The organism is Rhodopirellula sp. MGV (assembly GCF_002251265.1).
Taxonomy (GTDB): Bacteria; Planctomycetota; Planctomycetia; order Pirellulales; family Pirellulaceae; genus Stieleria; species Stieleria baltica_A.
In genome coordinates this window covers 77,307-92,647 of record NZ_NPDI01000053.1, presented here as the reverse complement: position 1 = coordinate 92,647, position 15,341 = coordinate 77,307, and the positions used below count along the sequence as shown (strand labels likewise).

At 54.9% G+C, this 15,341-nt stretch carries 19 protein-coding genes; 15 read left to right on the top strand and 4 right to left on the bottom strand.

Going from position 1 to position 15,341, the window contains the following annotated elements; all coding sequences use genetic code 11:
• Positions 1–5: 5 nt before the first annotated feature.
• From CGZ80_RS19710 to CGZ80_RS19700, 3 genes are read right to left on the bottom strand one after another with little or no spacing between them, the layout of a single operon-like run.
• Positions 6–767, bottom strand: a complete 762-nt coding sequence (locus tag CGZ80_RS19710) for a flagellar motor protein MotB (RefSeq protein ID WP_094417395.1) — start codon at positions 765–767, stop codon at positions 6–8.
• A complete protein-coding gene (locus CGZ80_RS19705) occupies positions 764–1,417 on the bottom strand; it encodes a flagellar motor protein MotB (RefSeq protein ID WP_094417394.1) in 654 nt (217 codons plus the stop codon). Before CGZ80_RS19705 ends, CGZ80_RS19710 begins: the two co-directional genes overlap by 4 nt.
• A 4-nt stretch (positions 1,418–1,421) precedes the next feature.
• Positions 1,422–2,192: a motility protein A gene (locus CGZ80_RS19700; RefSeq protein WP_094417393.1), complete on the bottom strand. Its 771-nt coding sequence runs from the start codon at positions 2,190–2,192 to the stop codon at positions 1,422–1,424.
• A 348-nt stretch (positions 2,193–2,540) separates the two neighbouring features.
• Here CGZ80_RS19700 and flgB point away from each other — a divergent pair, with 348 nt between their 5' ends.
• The 12 genes from flgB (at position 2,541) to flhB (ending at position 11,472) form a co-directional block, all read left to right on the top strand.
• A complete protein-coding gene (flgB, locus tag CGZ80_RS19695; protein WP_158222784.1) occupies positions 2,541–2,924 on the top strand; it encodes a flagellar basal body rod protein FlgB in 384 nt (127 codons plus the stop codon).
• Positions 2,925–2,935: 11 nt separating this feature from the next.
• The gene (gene flgC / locus CGZ80_RS19690; RefSeq protein WP_094417391.1) at positions 2,936–3,367 is read left to right on the top strand and encodes a flagellar basal body rod protein FlgC; all 432 of its coding nucleotides are present in this window, start codon (positions 2,936–2,938) and stop codon (positions 3,365–3,367) included.
• Positions 3,367–3,681, top strand: a complete 315-nt coding sequence (gene fliE, locus CGZ80_RS19685; protein ID WP_094417390.1) for a flagellar hook-basal body complex protein FliE — start codon at positions 3,367–3,369, stop codon at positions 3,679–3,681. The genes flgC and fliE overlap by 1 nt, the downstream gene beginning before the upstream one ends.
• A 43-nt stretch (positions 3,682–3,724) precedes the next feature.
• The gene (locus tag CGZ80_RS19680; RefSeq protein WP_094417389.1) at positions 3,725–5,257 is read left to right on the top strand and encodes a flagellar M-ring protein FliF C-terminal domain-containing protein; all 1,533 of its coding nucleotides are present in this window, start codon (positions 3,725–3,727) and stop codon (positions 5,255–5,257) included.
• A gap of 22 nt (positions 5,258–5,279) precedes the next feature.
• On the top strand, positions 5,280–6,284 hold the full coding sequence (locus CGZ80_RS19675; RefSeq protein ID WP_094417388.1) for a FliG C-terminal domain-containing protein: 1,005 nt from the start codon (positions 5,280–5,282) through the stop codon (positions 6,282–6,284).
• Between the two features lies 1 nt (position 6,285).
• Entirely contained in the window at positions 6,286–6,813 is a 528-nt protein-coding gene (locus CGZ80_RS19670) for a FliH/SctL family protein (RefSeq protein ID WP_094417387.1), read from the top strand.
• A complete protein-coding gene (locus CGZ80_RS19665) occupies positions 6,810–8,111 on the top strand; it encodes a FliI/YscN family ATPase (protein WP_094417386.1) in 1,302 nt (433 codons plus the stop codon). Before CGZ80_RS19670 ends, CGZ80_RS19665 begins: the two co-directional genes overlap by 4 nt.
• Positions 8,111–8,545 (top strand): flagellar FliJ family protein, encoded by a 435-nt coding sequence (locus tag CGZ80_RS19660; protein WP_094417385.1) that lies wholly within the window; start codon positions 8,111–8,113, stop codon positions 8,543–8,545. Before CGZ80_RS19665 ends, CGZ80_RS19660 begins: the two co-directional genes overlap by 1 nt.
• A 3-nt stretch (positions 8,546–8,548) precedes the next feature.
• Positions 8,549–9,265 (top strand): hypothetical protein, encoded by a 717-nt coding sequence (locus tag CGZ80_RS19655; protein WP_094417384.1) that lies wholly within the window; start codon positions 8,549–8,551, stop codon positions 9,263–9,265.
• Positions 9,266–9,352: 87 nt separating this feature from the next.
• On the top strand, positions 9,353–9,622 hold the full coding sequence (locus tag CGZ80_RS19650; protein ID WP_094417383.1) for a flagellar biosynthetic protein FliQ: 270 nt from the start codon (positions 9,353–9,355) through the stop codon (positions 9,620–9,622).
• Positions 9,619–10,389 (top strand): flagellar biosynthetic protein FliR, encoded by a 771-nt coding sequence (locus tag CGZ80_RS19645; protein WP_094417382.1) that lies wholly within the window; start codon positions 9,619–9,621, stop codon positions 10,387–10,389. The genes CGZ80_RS19650 and CGZ80_RS19645 overlap by 4 nt, the downstream gene beginning before the upstream one ends.
• A 12-nt stretch (positions 10,390–10,401) precedes the next feature.
• Entirely contained in the window at positions 10,402–11,472 is a 1,071-nt protein-coding gene (gene flhB / locus CGZ80_RS19640; protein WP_094417381.1) for a flagellar biosynthesis protein FlhB, read from the top strand.
• Between the two features lie 22 nt (positions 11,473–11,494).
• Here flhB and CGZ80_RS19635 read toward each other — a convergent pair whose 3' ends face one another.
• Positions 11,495–12,205, bottom strand: coding sequence for an RsmD family RNA methyltransferase (locus tag CGZ80_RS19635; RefSeq protein WP_094417380.1), 711 nt, complete (start codon positions 12,203–12,205; stop codon positions 11,495–11,497).
• 187 nt (positions 12,206–12,392) lie between these two features.
• On the opposite strand from CGZ80_RS19635, the gene CGZ80_RS19625 reads away from it, so the two are divergent.
• The 3 genes from CGZ80_RS19625 to CGZ80_RS28760 all read left to right on the top strand — a co-directional run bounded on the left by CGZ80_RS19625 (position 12,393) and on the right by CGZ80_RS28760 (position 15,332).
• Complete coding sequence (locus CGZ80_RS19625; RefSeq protein WP_094417378.1) at positions 12,393–13,850, top strand: peptidylprolyl isomerase; 1,458 nt, start codon at positions 12,393–12,395, stop codon at positions 13,848–13,850.
• 98 nt (positions 13,851–13,948) lie between these two features.
• Positions 13,949–14,863, top strand: coding sequence for an asparagine synthase-related protein (locus CGZ80_RS19620; RefSeq protein ID WP_233148537.1), 915 nt, complete (start codon positions 13,949–13,951; stop codon positions 14,861–14,863).
• Positions 14,787–15,332: a hypothetical protein gene (locus CGZ80_RS28760; protein ID WP_233148536.1), complete on the top strand. Its 546-nt coding sequence runs from the start codon at positions 14,787–14,789 to the stop codon at positions 15,330–15,332. Before CGZ80_RS19620 ends, CGZ80_RS28760 begins: the two co-directional genes overlap by 77 nt.
• Positions 15,333–15,341: the final 9 nt, after the last annotated feature.

Genomic DNA, 15,341 nt, shown 5'->3' with positions numbered 1-15,341 from the left:
GAACGCTACTGCGACGGCGCTTGGCCAGGAGACGCTTGCCGTCCCAAGATTACTGAAAGGTAAGGACGTTTCGCGTCCGCGAACAGCCAGGGCTTGACCCGATACTTGATCCGCGACCGCGTCGATTGATCCATCCAAAACGTGGACTCAATCTCTTTACGCATCGCAGCGGACTTGTCCAGCGTTCGTTTCAAACTCGACGCCTTGGGCATGTCGGCCCAGAGTACGATTTCCATGACCATCTTCTCGTCGCGCATCTTTGCAATCGCTTCGGAGATCAACTGAGTTGCATGCAAGCTGAGCTTACCGGTCTTGGGGTCGGCCGGCTGGAACGAATCAAAGACGACCTGACCTTCGATTTGTGGAAGCGTTTTCAGATCGATTTTTTCTTCGAGATCGTTTAAGAATTTTTGAAACTGCTCCCGATCTCGGTCAACCACTCGCTCGTTGTTGTTGTTCTCGTCGGGCCCGACATTCTCCTGCTTCTCATTTTTGTCCAAGTTCTCAGCGAGTGCGTAAAGCGGCTTGTTCGCTTCGCCTTGAATCACGTCCGCCGAACGGTCACCGCCCAGTCGACCTGGCTTACCCGAAGTGGTAAATGCGTTCACGAAGGATCCAGTCCCGGCGTACATGTTGGCGCCGGTCTGCTCTTTTGCCAACGAATTGAGCACGATAAAGAACGCCAGGAGGGCGGTCATCGTGTCACCGAACGAAACGAGGTACGCCTTACTTGGCGCACTTGGTGGCGGTTTCTTCTTCTTGCTCATCGCCCACTCTCGTATTGTTCAATGACGATACGCACCATCCCTGAAGTGACATTTTCGGAGATCGCAGTTCCGATCTGACCGGGTCGAGCTTTTTCGACGTGGTACAGGTAATCGGCAAAGGCACAGACGCGGTCCTCTAAATCCCGTTCGCCGAATTCCAGCACGCAATGGATACTTAGCGAACGCAGTTGCTCGGCAAGTTTGGCCGCCGCCTGAGCACCTTGGCGGTTCACGGTCATGTTGTCTTCGACCATCCGCTTGATCGGCAACTCGAAAGCGAAGGTCTTCATCACGTCGCGTTTTGCTTCGGCCTCGGTTGGACCTTCCAGTCCTTTGCCTACAGCTGCTTTGGCAACTTCCTTTTCGATCGGTGGCATCTCTGCACCTTGGACTGCGAGTCGGGCAACACGCGGACGGATCCGTGTCGTGAACGAGTCTTTGTCCAACTGTTCATGCTTGTGCCCCGCGACACCGGTCGCGCCGGCGGCACCGAACACGCTGACCGTTACCTTTTCGAATCGCTCGGGTTCGGTGGTCGCGAATGTCAGCAACAGAATAAAGAACGTCATCAGCAACGTAATCACGTCGCTGTACGTCATGAACCATGCTGGGATATCTGCCGGCGGATCTGGCGGTTTATCCTTGCCCATTCAACTATCCCTTCGCGACAGCCTTTCGCGTCTTCGGCGCGAGGAAGCTGAGTAGCTTTTCTTCCACGACACGCGGGCTTTCGCCTTCGCCAAGCAATGTGATTCCGCAAATCATCAGTTCGCGAATCATGCTTTCTTCGGCATTCCGTGTTTCCAGCTTTCCGGCGATCGGAATACAGACCACGTTAGCGACCAACGCACCGTAGAGCGTCGTGAGCAACGCGACCGCCATACCACCACCGATCTGACTAGGGTCGTCAAGGGATCGAAGCATCTGGACGAGTCCGATCAGGGTTCCGATCATCCCGAACGCGGGCGCTGCCGCACCTGCGGCATCAATGATTTTCTTACCGGTGGCGTGCCGCTGTTCGATATAGCCCAACTCGGTTTCGAGCGACCGGGCAACGTCCTCGGCCGCAACGCCACTGATCAATGATTCCAATCCGCGTTTCATGTAATCGTCGGAGACTTGAGACGCTTGGTCTTCGAGCGCAAGCAAGCCGTCCTTCCGAACCACCTCGGCAAACTTTTTGAACTGCGCGATGGTGTCTTGCGCGGATGGCAATTTGAACAGGAAAGCCTTGAGGACGACAGCGAACGCACCCAAGTTGGCTTTCAAGGGAAAGTTGATCAGCGAAGCAGCGATCGCTCCACCGAAAACGATCATTCCGCTGGGAACATCGATGAAGGGACCAAGGCCACCGCCGCCCATCGCGATCGACGCGAGGATCAGGCCGGCGCCCATGATCAATCCGATGATTGTCGCTATATCCATAATTTCTGAATCGTATCTTGCGGGCTACCGCCACCATGGAATTGGGATGCACCAATGTCGAGGGCTAGCAAGGATACGCACCCACCCGTGCGACATTCCGTTGGCCACGAGACAACTGGAAGGGGCGCGTGTGATCGTCATCGGTATCACGGCGCGGTCTCGTAACAGGCCCTCACTCGATTCTTAGTTCATCGATAGAGATCGACTTGAACATCCCTGCAAAGGCAGGTCGTCATGAGGCAATTGAGGGAACACCCTCACGCTCAGATCGCCCAATCACGGCGTTTCGCGGGATATCCCCGAAAGATGTCCTTAACGGGAATAGCTTCTCAGGCCGATACAACTGGCATGAACGGAATATTTTACCAAATCGATTTACTCAGCTCTGCAGTCAATGCGAGCGAGAAAGGGCATCGCGTTGTCAGCCAGAACATCGCGAATGTAAATACGCCTGGTTACCAAACCAAGCGTTTGGATTTTCAAAAGATGCTCGAGATGCAACAAACGAACGCCGACGCGGCGACGGCCGAGAATGCCGGTCAAGGCGTCAGCGAAAGTGACATCGAGCGCGCAATCGAAATGCCAGAAGGCTTGGAAGAACGTCTTGACGGCAACAACGTCAACCTGGAACAGGAAGTCGCACAGCTGAAGAAGAATGCGCTTGCGTTCCAAACGTATACCCAGCTACTTGCGTCCCGTGTCTCGACGATGCGACGAGCAATTTCAGGATAAGGACATCCGACATGGTTAACTTCCCCACGATCGATATCGCTGCCTCTGGCCTCGCCGCAGAACGCTTCCGCATGGAAGTCACGGCGAACAACCTGGCCAATGCGTCGACCACCATGACCGACAACGGCGATCCCTATCGCCGCCAAGCGGTCGTGTTCGCCGCCGCCGCAGATTCGATGGCCAACCCGAAATCGGCCGCGGCACTCCACGGTGTCCAAGTCGTGGGAGTGCAGCCCGATGCAACCGAATTTCCGACGGTCTACAACCCCTCGCACCCGCACGCCGATGCGGACGGTTTCGTCAGACTGTCGAACGTCAAAATCCCCGAGGAAATGGTGGACCTGATCACCGCGAGTCGTTCGTATGAAGCGAACACGAAAGCGATCAGCGTCTTTAAAGAGATGGTCGAACAAACCTTAACGCTTCTTCAAGGAGGCCAGTGATGTCTGCTTTGCCGCCTGTTGCATCGGTGAATATCCAGTCCCCTGGGTTTACCAATCCAACCCAAGCCGCCCCGGCCGCGCCAGCTACCGAAAAGGGTGGCGACCGAAACATCTTCTTGGACTTGATGTCACAAGCCAACGAAGACCAACTACGCAGCGAACAGGCAATCGAAAGCCTGGTCACCGGACAAACCCAAGACGTCCAACAAGTCGTCATGGAAGTTGTCAAAGCCGAAATGTCCTTCCAAGTGTTTATGGAAGTCCGCAGCCAAATCGTTGATTCGTACAACGAATTGATGCGTATGCAATTCTAAGCGTCACAGCTGTTCTCCCCACGCGAACAAGAACTGACGAACCTTGAACGTTATCCAACCCTATATCGACTCACTGCTGTCCATTTGGCATCAGAGCTCTCCCGCCGCTCGCGTCGGGATCCTGTTGTTAGCAGTGCTTTGCGCGGTCACCATCGGCGGTGTCGGCTACTGGTCTGTGCAGCCCAACTTCGTTGTGCTGGTCAGTCAAGACGACAGCGACAAAATGGACCGTGTCATTGACGCCCTCGCTAAAGAGGGTATCGAGTACCAACTGTCCGGCGCCGGCGGGAACCTGTTGGTCGATAAACGAGACTTTGCCAAAGCGCGACGACTGGCCCGCACCCATGGTGTTGCAAACGCATCCCAAGAAGGCGGCGCTATGTTTGGCGGCGCGCTCAGCAGCCCTAAAGAACGCGACAACGTCGCTCGTATTCAAAAACAACTCAGCCTCGCCGCAACGATCGAAAAGATCGCGATCGTCGATCATGCTGACGTCCACTTGAACATCCCTGACAAAGGCCCGTTCGAACGGAAATCCAGCCCACCGTCGGCGAGCGTCCTACTGACGCTTCGCGATGGCAGCCAACTCTCCGACCAACAGGCGTCATCGATCGCTTCCTTCGTCGCCTTTGCTGTCGAAGACCTCGCCCCCGAATCCGTTCAAATTACGGACCGCGACGGGCGCAGCTACACCGTTCCAGACGAACAGGTCGGCCAGATCGCCAGCCAAGTCGAATACATCGCACAGGCCGAACGTAAGCTCGCCGAAAAGGCCGAATCGCAATTGCTGCAATTCCTCGGCTATGGGAACGCCAGCGTCCAAGTCAGCCTGGACATGACGTTTACACAAGGCTCCAAAAAGATCACCAAGTATGACTCCAAAGGTGCCGTCCCGAGTCAAGAAGACCTGCAGTCCGAAACAACGACGAATGTCCAGCCCGCCCCGGTCGGGCCAGCCGGTGTGGCTTCGAACCTGAACGCATCCGCAGGCGCCAATGGAAAGAACGGCGTTGAAAGCAAATCAGAAAATATCAAGACGACCTACCTCGTTCCGATCACCGAAGAGACGTCTGCGAACTCGACGCCGATTCGAAACTTTTTGACCGTTAGCGTACTGGTGAACTCGGAAGCCCCCGGTGTCAAACAGGAAGACGGCACGCTGATGCCAGACTTGGCAGAGACGATCAACCAGACGGTCAAGAACGCCGTCGGATTCCGCGATGACTCAGATACCATTTCGGTCAAGATTGTTCCGTTTTCCGAACCTTTGTTCACTCAGGCTGAACCGGTCGCATCGTTTGACTGGACGAAGATCACCTCAATTGTCGAAAAGGGGTCGCTTGCAATTGCCGCGCTTTTGGCGTTTGTGCTAGGTCTTATGTTGCTGCGGAAGTTTGGGCCAAGCAGCAGTTCCCGCGCCGGACGCGGGGAGGGGCAAGCCGCGGGCGCTCGCAGTGAGAGCGTCAGCGAATTGTCGAGATTGATCAAAGAAAATCCGGAGGTCTTCGCACAGGTCGTCAAGGCATGGTCTGGCGCCGATGGGGCTAAAGATTCTGGTAAACAGAATGCCGCGTGATTAGCGGAGCGAGGTTGCCGCGATGAAAACGATGCTAACGCGACAGGAACGCCTAGCGCTTCTGCTCTATCTAATGGGTGACGAAGCCACCGAAATGGCTCGTCAAGGAATTGCCGGTCCGGCACGCGCGGAACTGGACCAAGCCCTGCAAGACTTTAGGGATTACCCGCCAAGTGACGACGAGATCGAATTGGTCGTCGACGACTTTGAAAATTACTTTCGACTGGCACTTCAAAACAAGGCCCAAACCCCAGACCAGGAAGGCGAAGACGAAGAAGGTCTTCGCATCTTTCAAATCGCCGAAGAATCCTTTGACGTCGAACTGGAGCCAATCAAAAAATTTGAACGGCCCAAACTGTCCGGCGACGTGATCCGTGACTTGAACCAGATGCACCCCTACCAGGTCGCCCAAGCGCTGAAAGACGAATTGCCGGCGGCGTCCGCGATCGTGCTAAGAAAGCTCGCCAACGAACACGCGGCCAAGACGCTGGAGTTTCTTCCCGAACTCGTACGCCCCAAGGTCTTCTTGGAGCTCGCGCGTCCGTCCAAAGTCACGCTGATGATTCAACAACGGATCTTCGCCAAGACCTTGGAGATTGCGCTCAGCGTCGAAGAACGAGAAATCGAAGTCGAATGCTCGAAGAAGATGGCCAACATGATGCGTTCGCTGCCGCGGCCACTCCGTGGACCGATGCTGGACGAACTGCAAAAACGCGACAAGGCACTTTGCGAATCCGTGCGAAGCCAACTGTACCGCTTCGAAGACCTCAACCGGCTTAGCGACCGCGACATGCAAAAACTGCTCGGACAATGCCAAACCGATCAGTTGGTCCTGGCACTTCAACAGGTCGAACCCGAGCTGCTCGAAAAAGTGCTTGGCAACATGTCCAAACGTGCCAAAGAAGCGCTGCAAGAAGAAATCGAATTCAAGGCCAACGCGGCAGACGAAGATATCGAAGAATCGCGTACCGGCGTTGCCAAAACCCTCGGCACGCTTTGCGAATCCGGAGAGGTGAGCATCGACTGATATGCCAACAATTCAAATTCCCTTTCCAAAGAATCTGTCAACCGTATCAACCACCACGGGTCACGTCACACAGATCCAAGCCGAACCGGCAAAGAACCCATTCGATGACGTGGTGAACTCGATCGACGTGATGACCGCCGCGATCGCGGAACTGCAACAAAGTCGCAAGGAACAATTCGAACAGATCGAAGCGAAGTTGATTTCGACAGCTTGCCAGATCGCCCGGGAAGCACTCGGCGACGATCACGAACTGATCGCCACCCGCGTCAAACACTTCACAGATTGCTTGCTCAGCGAATTGCAATCCAGTAAAGACGCCGTGATCTTCGTCCATCCAACCGTCGTTAACGCCCTGGCCGAAAACGAAACCTTACGTCAACACGACGCGATCGACATCGTTTCCGACACGACCGTCCAACCCGGTGACTGCCGAGTTGAAATTGAAGGCAAAGGACTGCTCGCATCGCTCGACGCGTTCTTGGATGCGGCAAGCTTGCGATTGCGGCAAGAAGCAGGAGGCATCCGATGACCACCAGCATGCTCGAGAACCGTGACTGGATCCGCACGACAGGACGCTTGCAAAGTGTTGAAGGAAAAATGTGCGCGACCATTGATGCCGCAGTCGGCGAGATGGTCGAAATCCTGACGTCCAACAACCAACATGTGCTCGCCGAAGTCATCGGCTTCAATGACGAAAAGGCACAGTTGATGCCCTACAACGCCGGCGTCAACTTCCAGCGTGGCAACGTCGTTGTCTCCACACGTCGCCGTTTAGAAATACCCGTCGGCCGAGAACTGCTCGGTCGTGTCATCGATGCGCTGGGCCGTCCGATTGATTCAAAGGGCCCGATCCATTGCAACGAATTCGCAGACCTGCACTTTGAATCCCCGGACCCACTGACGCGCCCGCTGATCCGCGAACCCTTTGTGACTGGTATCCGCTCAATTGACGGCATGCTGACAATGGGGCAGGGACAACGCGTAGGACTGTTTGCCGGAAGCGGTGTCGGTAAAAGCACGCTGCTTGGCGAAATCGCAAAACACGCGCTCTGCGATATCAACGTCGTCGCGATGATTGGCGAACGCGGACGCGAAGTTCGCCCCTTTATCGAAGACACACTCGGCCCCGAAGGACTAAAACGTTCGATCGTCATTGTGTCGACATCCGACCAACCGCCACTCGCACGGATCCGGGCCAGCGAATCGGCCGTAGCCATCGCGAACTGGTTCCGGATGCAAGGCATGAACGTCCTGTTCATGTTGGACTCGCTCACTCGCCTCGCGCATGCACAGCGAGAACTCGGATTGCTGCTCGGCGAGCCACCGACATCGCGCGGTTACACTCCAAGCGTGTTTCAAAAAATGGCTCGGCTTCTGGAACAACTCGGAACCAGCGATCGCGGTGTGATCACGGGACTATTAACCATCTTGGTCGACGGTGACGACATGAACGAACCTGTCGCCGATGCGGCGCGTTCGATCCTTGACGGACACATCGTCCTCGATCGCAAACTGGCTCACCAAAACCATTACCCCGCGATCAATGTGCTCAGCAGCGCAAGCCGACTATTCGGCGAGGTTGCCAATGAACACCACCGTCAACACGCCGGCGCAGTCCGCCGCGCCCTGGCCAAATATGTCGAAGTCGAAGACCTGATTCAAATCGGCGCCTACCAAAAAGGTTCGATGTTGGAATCTGACCGCGCCATCGAAGTGCAACCCGAGCTGAACCGTTTCTTGCGTCAAGGAATGAACCAGCCCAGTGACCTGGAACACACGACCGCCGAACTGGCGCGTCTGAATGAGCTGATCACGAGGCCCGCGTGATGAGTACGCAGCAAAAACTGAAACGCACACAAAGGATTTGCAAGGTCGAAACCAACCGCCTGAACGCGTTGGTCGGCAAACGAAATATCCTCGACAGCCAAATCAACGCGATCCGCAACAACATTGCTCAACTGATTCGCCAACGTGATCAAGACTCATTTGCCTCTGGCACAAAACCGACACTTGAGCTACTGACGCAATCACACGTGTGGATCGACGGCTTGGACGAAAAGATCAACACCGAACACGAGCGTTGCCGGGAACTTCAAAAGCAACGTGAGGAACTTCAGTCACAAGTGTTGCAGCAGCGTACGAGACTGCGTGGGATGGAGATCCTTGTCGACCAGCTTCGACTGGCCGTCAAATCCGAGCAACAAGCACAACAATTCACACTCGCCGACGAACAGGCCATACGAGACTTTGCTGAGGGCTAATCGATGAAAGCGATCATCGCAGCGATGCTGACATGCATCATCATATTTGGACTATCTGCCGGCGCGACACACATGTTGATGCAGTCGGACCCTGCTGAACCGCCAGAAGAACTTGCCGATGGGTCAGGCGAAAGCATGCCCCCGAGCGATACCGAAGAAGTCCTCCCCGGCGAGCCGATGCCGGTCTCCTTTCGCCCAGACAATGATGTTTCGGTCGAAGCGGTTCTACAGATGAGCGACTCGATCAAACGCATGGAACAGGAGCTCGCCGAACGTGAGAAAAAGGTCAAGCGTGACGAAGCCCGCATCAAATTGATGTTCGATGACCTGACCACCGAACAAGACGAACTAAAGGCGTTCAGCGAAGGCATCGAGACAAAGCTTGCCGTTTTGGAGCAACTCAAGAATGAGGTTTCGACCTCTCTCGCAATGCTCGATCAACGCAAGGAAGAGCTAGACAAAACGAAGGCGAAGATCGAATCGGCTGAGAAGGCCGAGACCGCACCGATGGATGACCGCGTCGAAGACGTCAAGAGTTGGTTCGCCAACCTGGCTCCCGAACAGGCATCCGACTACCTTCGGGAGTTTGCCAATAATGGCAAGCTCAGCTTTGCGGCATCATTGCTGCAAAAAATGCCAGACCGCCAGAAATCCAAAATCCTTGCCGCGATGAACGATCCAGTTTTGGTGGACCAACTCATCGACGCGCTCGGAAAATAGGTTTGCGATGCGGCCCCCAAAACCGCTATGGATAGTGGTATTGGACGCTGTTGAACCTCTGACAAGCACCATGGATTGGACTTTGTCATGGATATTGAAGACGCCGTATACATCGGCCGCGAGTTTTTTGCGCTCGCCCTGCTGCTTTCGGCCCCCGTTGTTGCGGTCAGCTTGATCGTCGGTTTGCTGATCAGCATCGGCCAGACCGTCACCAGTGTTCAAGAACAAACGCTGTCTTTTGCGCCGCGGATCATCGCCGTCGTCTGCGTCCTGATGTTCATGGCGACGTGGTACTTAGAAACGCTACAGAACTACACGATCAGCCTCTTTGTCCAGATGGTTGACCTGATCAAATGACCGGTGACATCGCCCTATTCCTTTTGGTGATGGCGCGTGTTTCGGTTTTCGTAGCGTTCTTCCCGCTGTTCACCAAACGACAACTCCCCTCGCATGTTAAAGCGGGCCTTGCGGCCGCGCTGTCGTTCTTTTGGTATGCAGACGCCAAAAACGTCATTGATGTTCCCGAGCTCGACGACATCGGAGGCTGGGTCTTTACGTTTCTCGTCTTCAAGGAAGTCTTTACGGGAATCTTGCTCAGCCTGTTGCTCGGCTTGTTCTTTTGGCCAAGCCGTATTGCAGGTTCCTACATCGCACAGGAATTGGGGTTGTCGCTGGCAGCGATTAGCGACCCCAGCAGCCAGGATTCATCCACACTGGTTTCGCGTGTCTTTGAATCGTTTTCGATCCTGGTTTTCTTTGCACTGAACCTGCACCACTTCATCATCCTGACGCTGCACTTTTCTTTCCATTACATGTTGACGCAGGTCGGAATGATGACGCTTCCGACCGAAGCGTTTGTGACCGCTTTTGGCAATTCGGATGACTACGGATTGCTGATCATCGCGCCCGTCCTGGTGATGCTGATGATGGTCACACTGGTCCTCGCGTTTTTAAATCGTGCGGCACCTTCGCTGAATTTGTTTTCAATCGGAATGCCCCTCCGCGTCGGCTTCGGCGTGATGCTGCTGTTTGTGTTTAGCCCGATTATTTTTGGCGCGATGGAAATGTATTTCTATCGCGTACAAGAAGACATCGAATCGATTTTGGCCCTACTTGCCGGGTAAGGAACCAAGACGATGGCTGAACAGGGACAGGAGAAAGATCAGAAAACAGAAGACGCCACCCCGCAGCGCCTACGCAAGGCCCGCGAGGATGGCCAAATCGGATTCAGTAGCGAACTGGTCAGCGCTGTCATCCTCACGATGGCGACGGGTTTCTTTTGGTTCGCCGGGGCTTGGTTCTTCGAAACGATCACCGGTTTGATCTCGCGACGGTTGACGAGTTTCGAACTCGTGCTGCTCGACCCACGCATGATCATCCGTGTCATCATCGAAGAGACGTCCACGATCGGAGCCGCTGTCTTGGCGCTGATTTTGCCGGTTGCCGCTGTCGCCGCCACGTCAGGCTTGCTGCAAACGAATTTCAACATCAGTTCGAAACCATTGGAACTAAAGCTCGACAAACTGAGCGTGATCGAGGGTTTCAAACGGATGTTCTCCAGCCGTGCGGCAGTTCGCGGTGTGCTGGCCCTGGCCAAAGCGACGGTGATTATCGCGATCACCATTTTTGTCGGATGGGGCAGAATCGCAGAGATCACCACCACGGGTGCGAGCACGTCCAAGGAAATGCTCGGCTATCTTGGCGGACTGCTGCTACACACATCGGTGGCCGTCGCGGCAACGATCACGGTGCTTTCCCTGATTGATCTCGGTTTTCAGAAATGGAAACACTTGCAAGACATGAAGATGAGTCGGCAAGATTTGAAAGACGAGCAGAAAATGACGGAAGGCGATCCGATGATGCGTGCACGCATCAAACAATTGCAAGCCGAAATGGGCCGACAACGGATGTTTGCCGAGATCCCCAAGGCCGACGTCGTGGTTACCAACCCAACTCACTTTGCCGTCGCATTGAAATACGATCGCGCAACAATGGACGCGCCCGTGGTCGTCGCAAAAGGTGCCGATCACATCGCGAAGAAGATCATTCAGATCGCAAAAGAGAATGGGGTCGCGGTTGTCGAACGAAAACCGGTGGCAAGATTCTTGTTCAAAAACGTCGAGATCGGAAAGATGATTCCGTTCGAGCTCTATCAGGCCGTCGCCGAGATTCTCAACTTCGTCAATCGCATGCGTTCGTCGATCTAATCACTTTCGATCAGATCGTTGTCTACTGAAGACCACAGACGAGCTCAGGTTCAAGAATCGACAACCGGGTCCCGCCGTAGCATCGATGGTCCCAATTGGCCGTCGGCAGGAGCGACTCTTCTTGATGCTTGTCCGTTTCACAAACGATCACGCTGCATGGTGGCGAATGGGCGATCGCCAGGTTCACCAGATCACGAAGTTCTTGGTTACGTGATTCCCACATTTCATAGGGCGGACAGAAGAAAACCACCCTGGGAGTGTCATTCAGGGGGGCATCTGCAGGTGGTGGGCCCAACAATCCGGGAGCGATTCGGAAGGTGTCCGAGTTGATCACACGGAGCTTGTCCGCGACGCCGAGTGTTTCGGCGCTCGATTTCAAGAACGAGCAAGCATGGCGGCTCCTTTCAATCGCAATCGCAGAACTCGCACCACGGCTAAGCGACTCGAACATCACCGCACCGGTCCCGGCAAACAGGTCCACCACATCGCTGCCGCGGACACGTTGCCCCAGGATATTGAACAAATTCTCGCGAACACTGTCTTTCATCGGGCGGGTAAAGTCTGCACCGTGATAGACAACCGTTCGGCCACGCATGTGGCCGCCGATGATCCGCAGTTTGATGGGGCGACGCTTGGCCGGTTTCCCTGGTTTGCTTCGATCGTCCTGTGACGCCCCGGTATCATCTGAGGAGCGGCGGAAGTTGTCAGATTTGTTTTTTCTGCGGCGATTCATCCCCGAAGTATACGAGGCCCGCAGGGTTTGCCCAGGTCCGAAACAAGGCAGCGGTCAAGACAACGGCTGAAGTTTTGCCAAACCAGATCGCCAGTCGCTGCGTAACCAAGCCTTGGGTCTGCTTTGGCAGATCCGAGCACATCCGGCAACCACGATCCATTCCCCGCAATCTTCTGCGTATTTCCCGATGTCGAAATCTTTGACCTTCCTCGCTGCAACCCTGATTGGCTGCGTCACATCGAACGGATTCTCCCAAGAGGTCACGTCAAACGACCAATCGGAAGCCCAAACCGCAGAATCTGGCACCCCGCCGGCGATCCCGTTCCCACAGCCCATCCCGGACCCCGAATCCGGCATGGAGCAAGACCACACCGGTCACGATCATTCTCATGATGGCCACGACCATTCGAATGAAGAAGGCCTGGGTATTGGGGAAGGCAAATCGATCGACCTTCGCGAAGAAGATCCTTCGGAAGAAGAGTTGCTCGAGGACCTCAGAGGACGAGTCGAACCGGAGATCTATGCGGAGGCGACCAAGGCACTCGATGACTTTAAAACGAAGTCGGCGAAGATGAAGGAAACGGTCACGGAGATGCGTTTAGTTCATACCAAGCTACGCAACAAGATGATCGACGATGACGCACTCTACTACGAACTTCGCAATCGCGCTCGCCAGGAAATTCGTGATACGTACGACTCGGCGGTGATCTTGATTGACTATCTCTCGCTCCCCGACGCCATTCGATTCGTCAACACGATGGTCCAAAACCGGATTCAACATGGCGTGTACGAGGAATCAACGAAGATCGGTGCGGCCAAATTGTTTTACAACTACGGCGCACGTTACGTGCACCTCGCCCAAGCCGCCGCACGTGCGTCTGTTATGACCGGTGATTTCGAAATGGCGAAATTCATCTATGAAAAACTGACGCCAGACAAGGAACTCGAAGAGCTCGACAAGCGATTGTTCGCCACACTCGATGAATTGAAAGAACAATACGAAGCCGAAAAACTGCTTCGCGATTCCGATCCCGCCGACTTGCCCCAAGTCCGCTTGTCGACCACCCGTGGCGACGTCCTGATCGAGCTATATCCCAATGAAGCTCCATCGACAGTCGCAAACTTTATCCGCTTGGTCGAAGACGGCTTTTACGACGGACTTGATTTCTTTCAAGTCGTTGACGACGTGCTTGCGATTTCGGGCGACCCCTTGGGAGACGGAAGTTCGATGCCGGAGAAATTCATCGTCGATGAAGACGATCGGCCGACCGTTCGCATGCCCCTCTATGGATCGCTGGTGATGGCGAAACTACCGATCCCCGATTCGCGTGACTTTGTTCCCAATTCGGCGGGCACCCAATTCGCGATCCTCTATAGCCCACTGCCACACATCGCACGCAGCCAAACGGTATTCGGCCGAGTGATTGAAGGCTTCGATGTACTCGGTTCACTACAACGTGTTGATCCGTCGAAAGCGAAAAAGAAAAACGAAATCACTTTTCCCCCGGATCGAATCATCGAAGCCAAGGTGATTAATCGCCCCGAAACACTGCCCGAAATTCGCTATGTCGATCCCTCGGCATCGCCAACGGCGGCTGCGCCAAACCTTCCCCCCCTGGATCTGGATTTGCCAAGTGACAAATAGGAGTTCGACAGGCTTCGCGGTCACGGCGAAACGCGGTAAACTGGCGATGTCCGAATCATTGGGATTCGACGAATCGCCACGCCTATCTCCGCAATTCCATGTCAGAACAAACTCCACGGCCGTCCGATTTGGCATTTGAAGGTCAAGCACCGGCTCTCCTGGAACGGGTCGTGAATTTGATGGATCCCGCCGGCGACATCTTGTTGAACATGTCTGCCGAGCAGGCTCAACAAGCGGTGCAGAGCGGTGACCCCGAAGCGGTTCGAAAAATTCGTGGCCAGTTCGCGATCTGTCAACAAAGTGGCAAGACCATTCGCATGGCGCGATCGATTGGCCGCCCGATGCGATACTTCCTCGCCAAACGCGCCGAAGGCCCCGCGTTGATCATCGCCGAGCGAATCAGCGAGATCATCGATCAACTCAAAAAAGAAGGCTTGGCGGATCAATTCCACCCTTCGTACACACGAATGGTGCCCGCGCATTACCTGCTTGAACTTCAATTGGTTGGTTGCCCGGATCCGAATCCCAAACTGTCGCGTTATTTCGCACCTGAACGAAACCGATTGCCAGCAGACATCGAAGCGATCGGTGCGATGTATATCGAGCGACTCGCCGAAGTGATCGACCAGTTCCTCATCTCGATCGACGAGAAAGAACCGATCGGCGTGATGTTCAGCGGTGGAATTGATAGCGGATCGGTCTTGGTGCTTGTCGACTATTTAATGCGTCGCCGCGGGCAATCCCCCTCGCGAATCAAAGCATTCACGCTGGCCGTTCAGGGCCAACCCGGTGACATCGAACAGGCACGCCGATTCTTGAAAGCGGTCAATTTGGAAATGATGCTGGAACCGATCGAGGTCCCGGCCGAGCAAGTCCGCTGGCAAGACGCATCGCGCGATGGAAGACTACAAACCGCTGGACGTCCAGTCGGCAACGATGGGCTTTGCACTGCTCCGTGGGCTGCGCAAGAAATATCCAGACTGGAAGTACCTGATCGATGGCGATGGCGGTGACGAAAACCTGAAAGACTACCCCATCGAAGAAAACCCAGAACTGACCATCCGCAGCGTGCTGGGCAACCGGATGTTGTATCAAGAGGGTTGGGGAGTCGACGCCGTCAAACACTCGCTCGTCTACAGCGGCGGACAAAGCCGTGGTCACAGCCGCACCAGCATGCCAGCGGCACAGTTCGGATTTATGGGATTCAGTCCCTACGCGATACCCGACGTAATCGAAATTGCCGAGGCCGTCCCGTTCGTCGCGTTGACCGATTGGGACCACAAAAAACTGTACGACTTGAAAGGCCAGATCGTCGCTGCCGGTATTAAACATGTCACCGGCGTCGACATGCCAGTCTTCGAAAAACGTCGCTTCCAACATGGCGCGGTCGATCAAGACAGCTTCCGCAAGATCTTTCCGACGGATGACCAAGATTATCGCGACGAATTCAAGCGATTGATGGAAGAGCAATCCTCCGTGTGATTTTCATCA

Excerpts from the sequence above, each read along its gene's own strand:
- CGZ80_RS19710 (WP_094417395.1), bottom strand. The coding sequence starts at position 767 with ATGAGCAAGAAGAAGAAACCGCCACCAAGTGCGCCAAGTAAGGCGTAC.
- CGZ80_RS19705 (WP_094417394.1), bottom strand. The coding sequence starts at position 1,417 with ATGGGCAAGGATAAACCGCCAGATCCGCCGGCAGATATCCCAGCATGG.
- CGZ80_RS19700 (WP_094417393.1), bottom strand. The coding sequence starts at position 2,192 with ATGGATATAGCGACAATCATCGGATTGATCATGGGCGCCGGCCTGATC.
- flgB (WP_158222784.1), top strand. The coding sequence starts at position 2,541 with ATGAACGGAATATTTTACCAAATCGATTTACTCAGCTCTGCAGTCAAT.
- flgC (WP_094417391.1), top strand. The coding sequence starts at position 2,936 with ATGGTTAACTTCCCCACGATCGATATCGCTGCCTCTGGCCTCGCCGCA.
- fliE (WP_094417390.1), top strand. The coding sequence starts at position 3,367 with ATGTCTGCTTTGCCGCCTGTTGCATCGGTGAATATCCAGTCCCCTGGG.
- CGZ80_RS19675 (WP_094417388.1), top strand. The coding sequence starts at position 5,280 with ATGAAAACGATGCTAACGCGACAGGAACGCCTAGCGCTTCTGCTCTAT.
- CGZ80_RS19670 (WP_094417387.1), top strand. The coding sequence starts at position 6,286 with ATGCCAACAATTCAAATTCCCTTTCCAAAGAATCTGTCAACCGTATCA.
- CGZ80_RS19665 (WP_094417386.1), top strand. The coding sequence starts at position 6,810 with ATGACCACCAGCATGCTCGAGAACCGTGACTGGATCCGCACGACAGGA.
- CGZ80_RS19660 (WP_094417385.1), top strand. The coding sequence starts at position 8,111 with ATGAGTACGCAGCAAAAACTGAAACGCACACAAAGGATTTGCAAGGTC.
- CGZ80_RS19655 (WP_094417384.1), top strand. The coding sequence starts at position 8,549 with ATGAAAGCGATCATCGCAGCGATGCTGACATGCATCATCATATTTGGA.
- CGZ80_RS19650 (WP_094417383.1), top strand. The coding sequence starts at position 9,353 with ATGGATATTGAAGACGCCGTATACATCGGCCGCGAGTTTTTTGCGCTC.
- CGZ80_RS19645 (WP_094417382.1), top strand. The coding sequence starts at position 9,619 with ATGACCGGTGACATCGCCCTATTCCTTTTGGTGATGGCGCGTGTTTCG.
- flhB (WP_094417381.1), top strand. The coding sequence starts at position 10,402 with ATGGCTGAACAGGGACAGGAGAAAGATCAGAAAACAGAAGACGCCACC.
- CGZ80_RS19635 (WP_094417380.1), bottom strand. The coding sequence starts at position 12,205 with ATGAATCGCCGCAGAAAAAACAAATCTGACAACTTCCGCCGCTCCTCA.
- CGZ80_RS19625 (WP_094417378.1), top strand. The coding sequence starts at position 12,393 with ATGTCGAAATCTTTGACCTTCCTCGCTGCAACCCTGATTGGCTGCGTC.
- CGZ80_RS19620 (WP_233148537.1), top strand. The coding sequence starts at position 13,949 with ATGTCAGAACAAACTCCACGGCCGTCCGATTTGGCATTTGAAGGTCAA.
- CGZ80_RS28760 (WP_233148536.1), top strand. The coding sequence starts at position 14,787 with ATGGGCTTTGCACTGCTCCGTGGGCTGCGCAAGAAATATCCAGACTGG.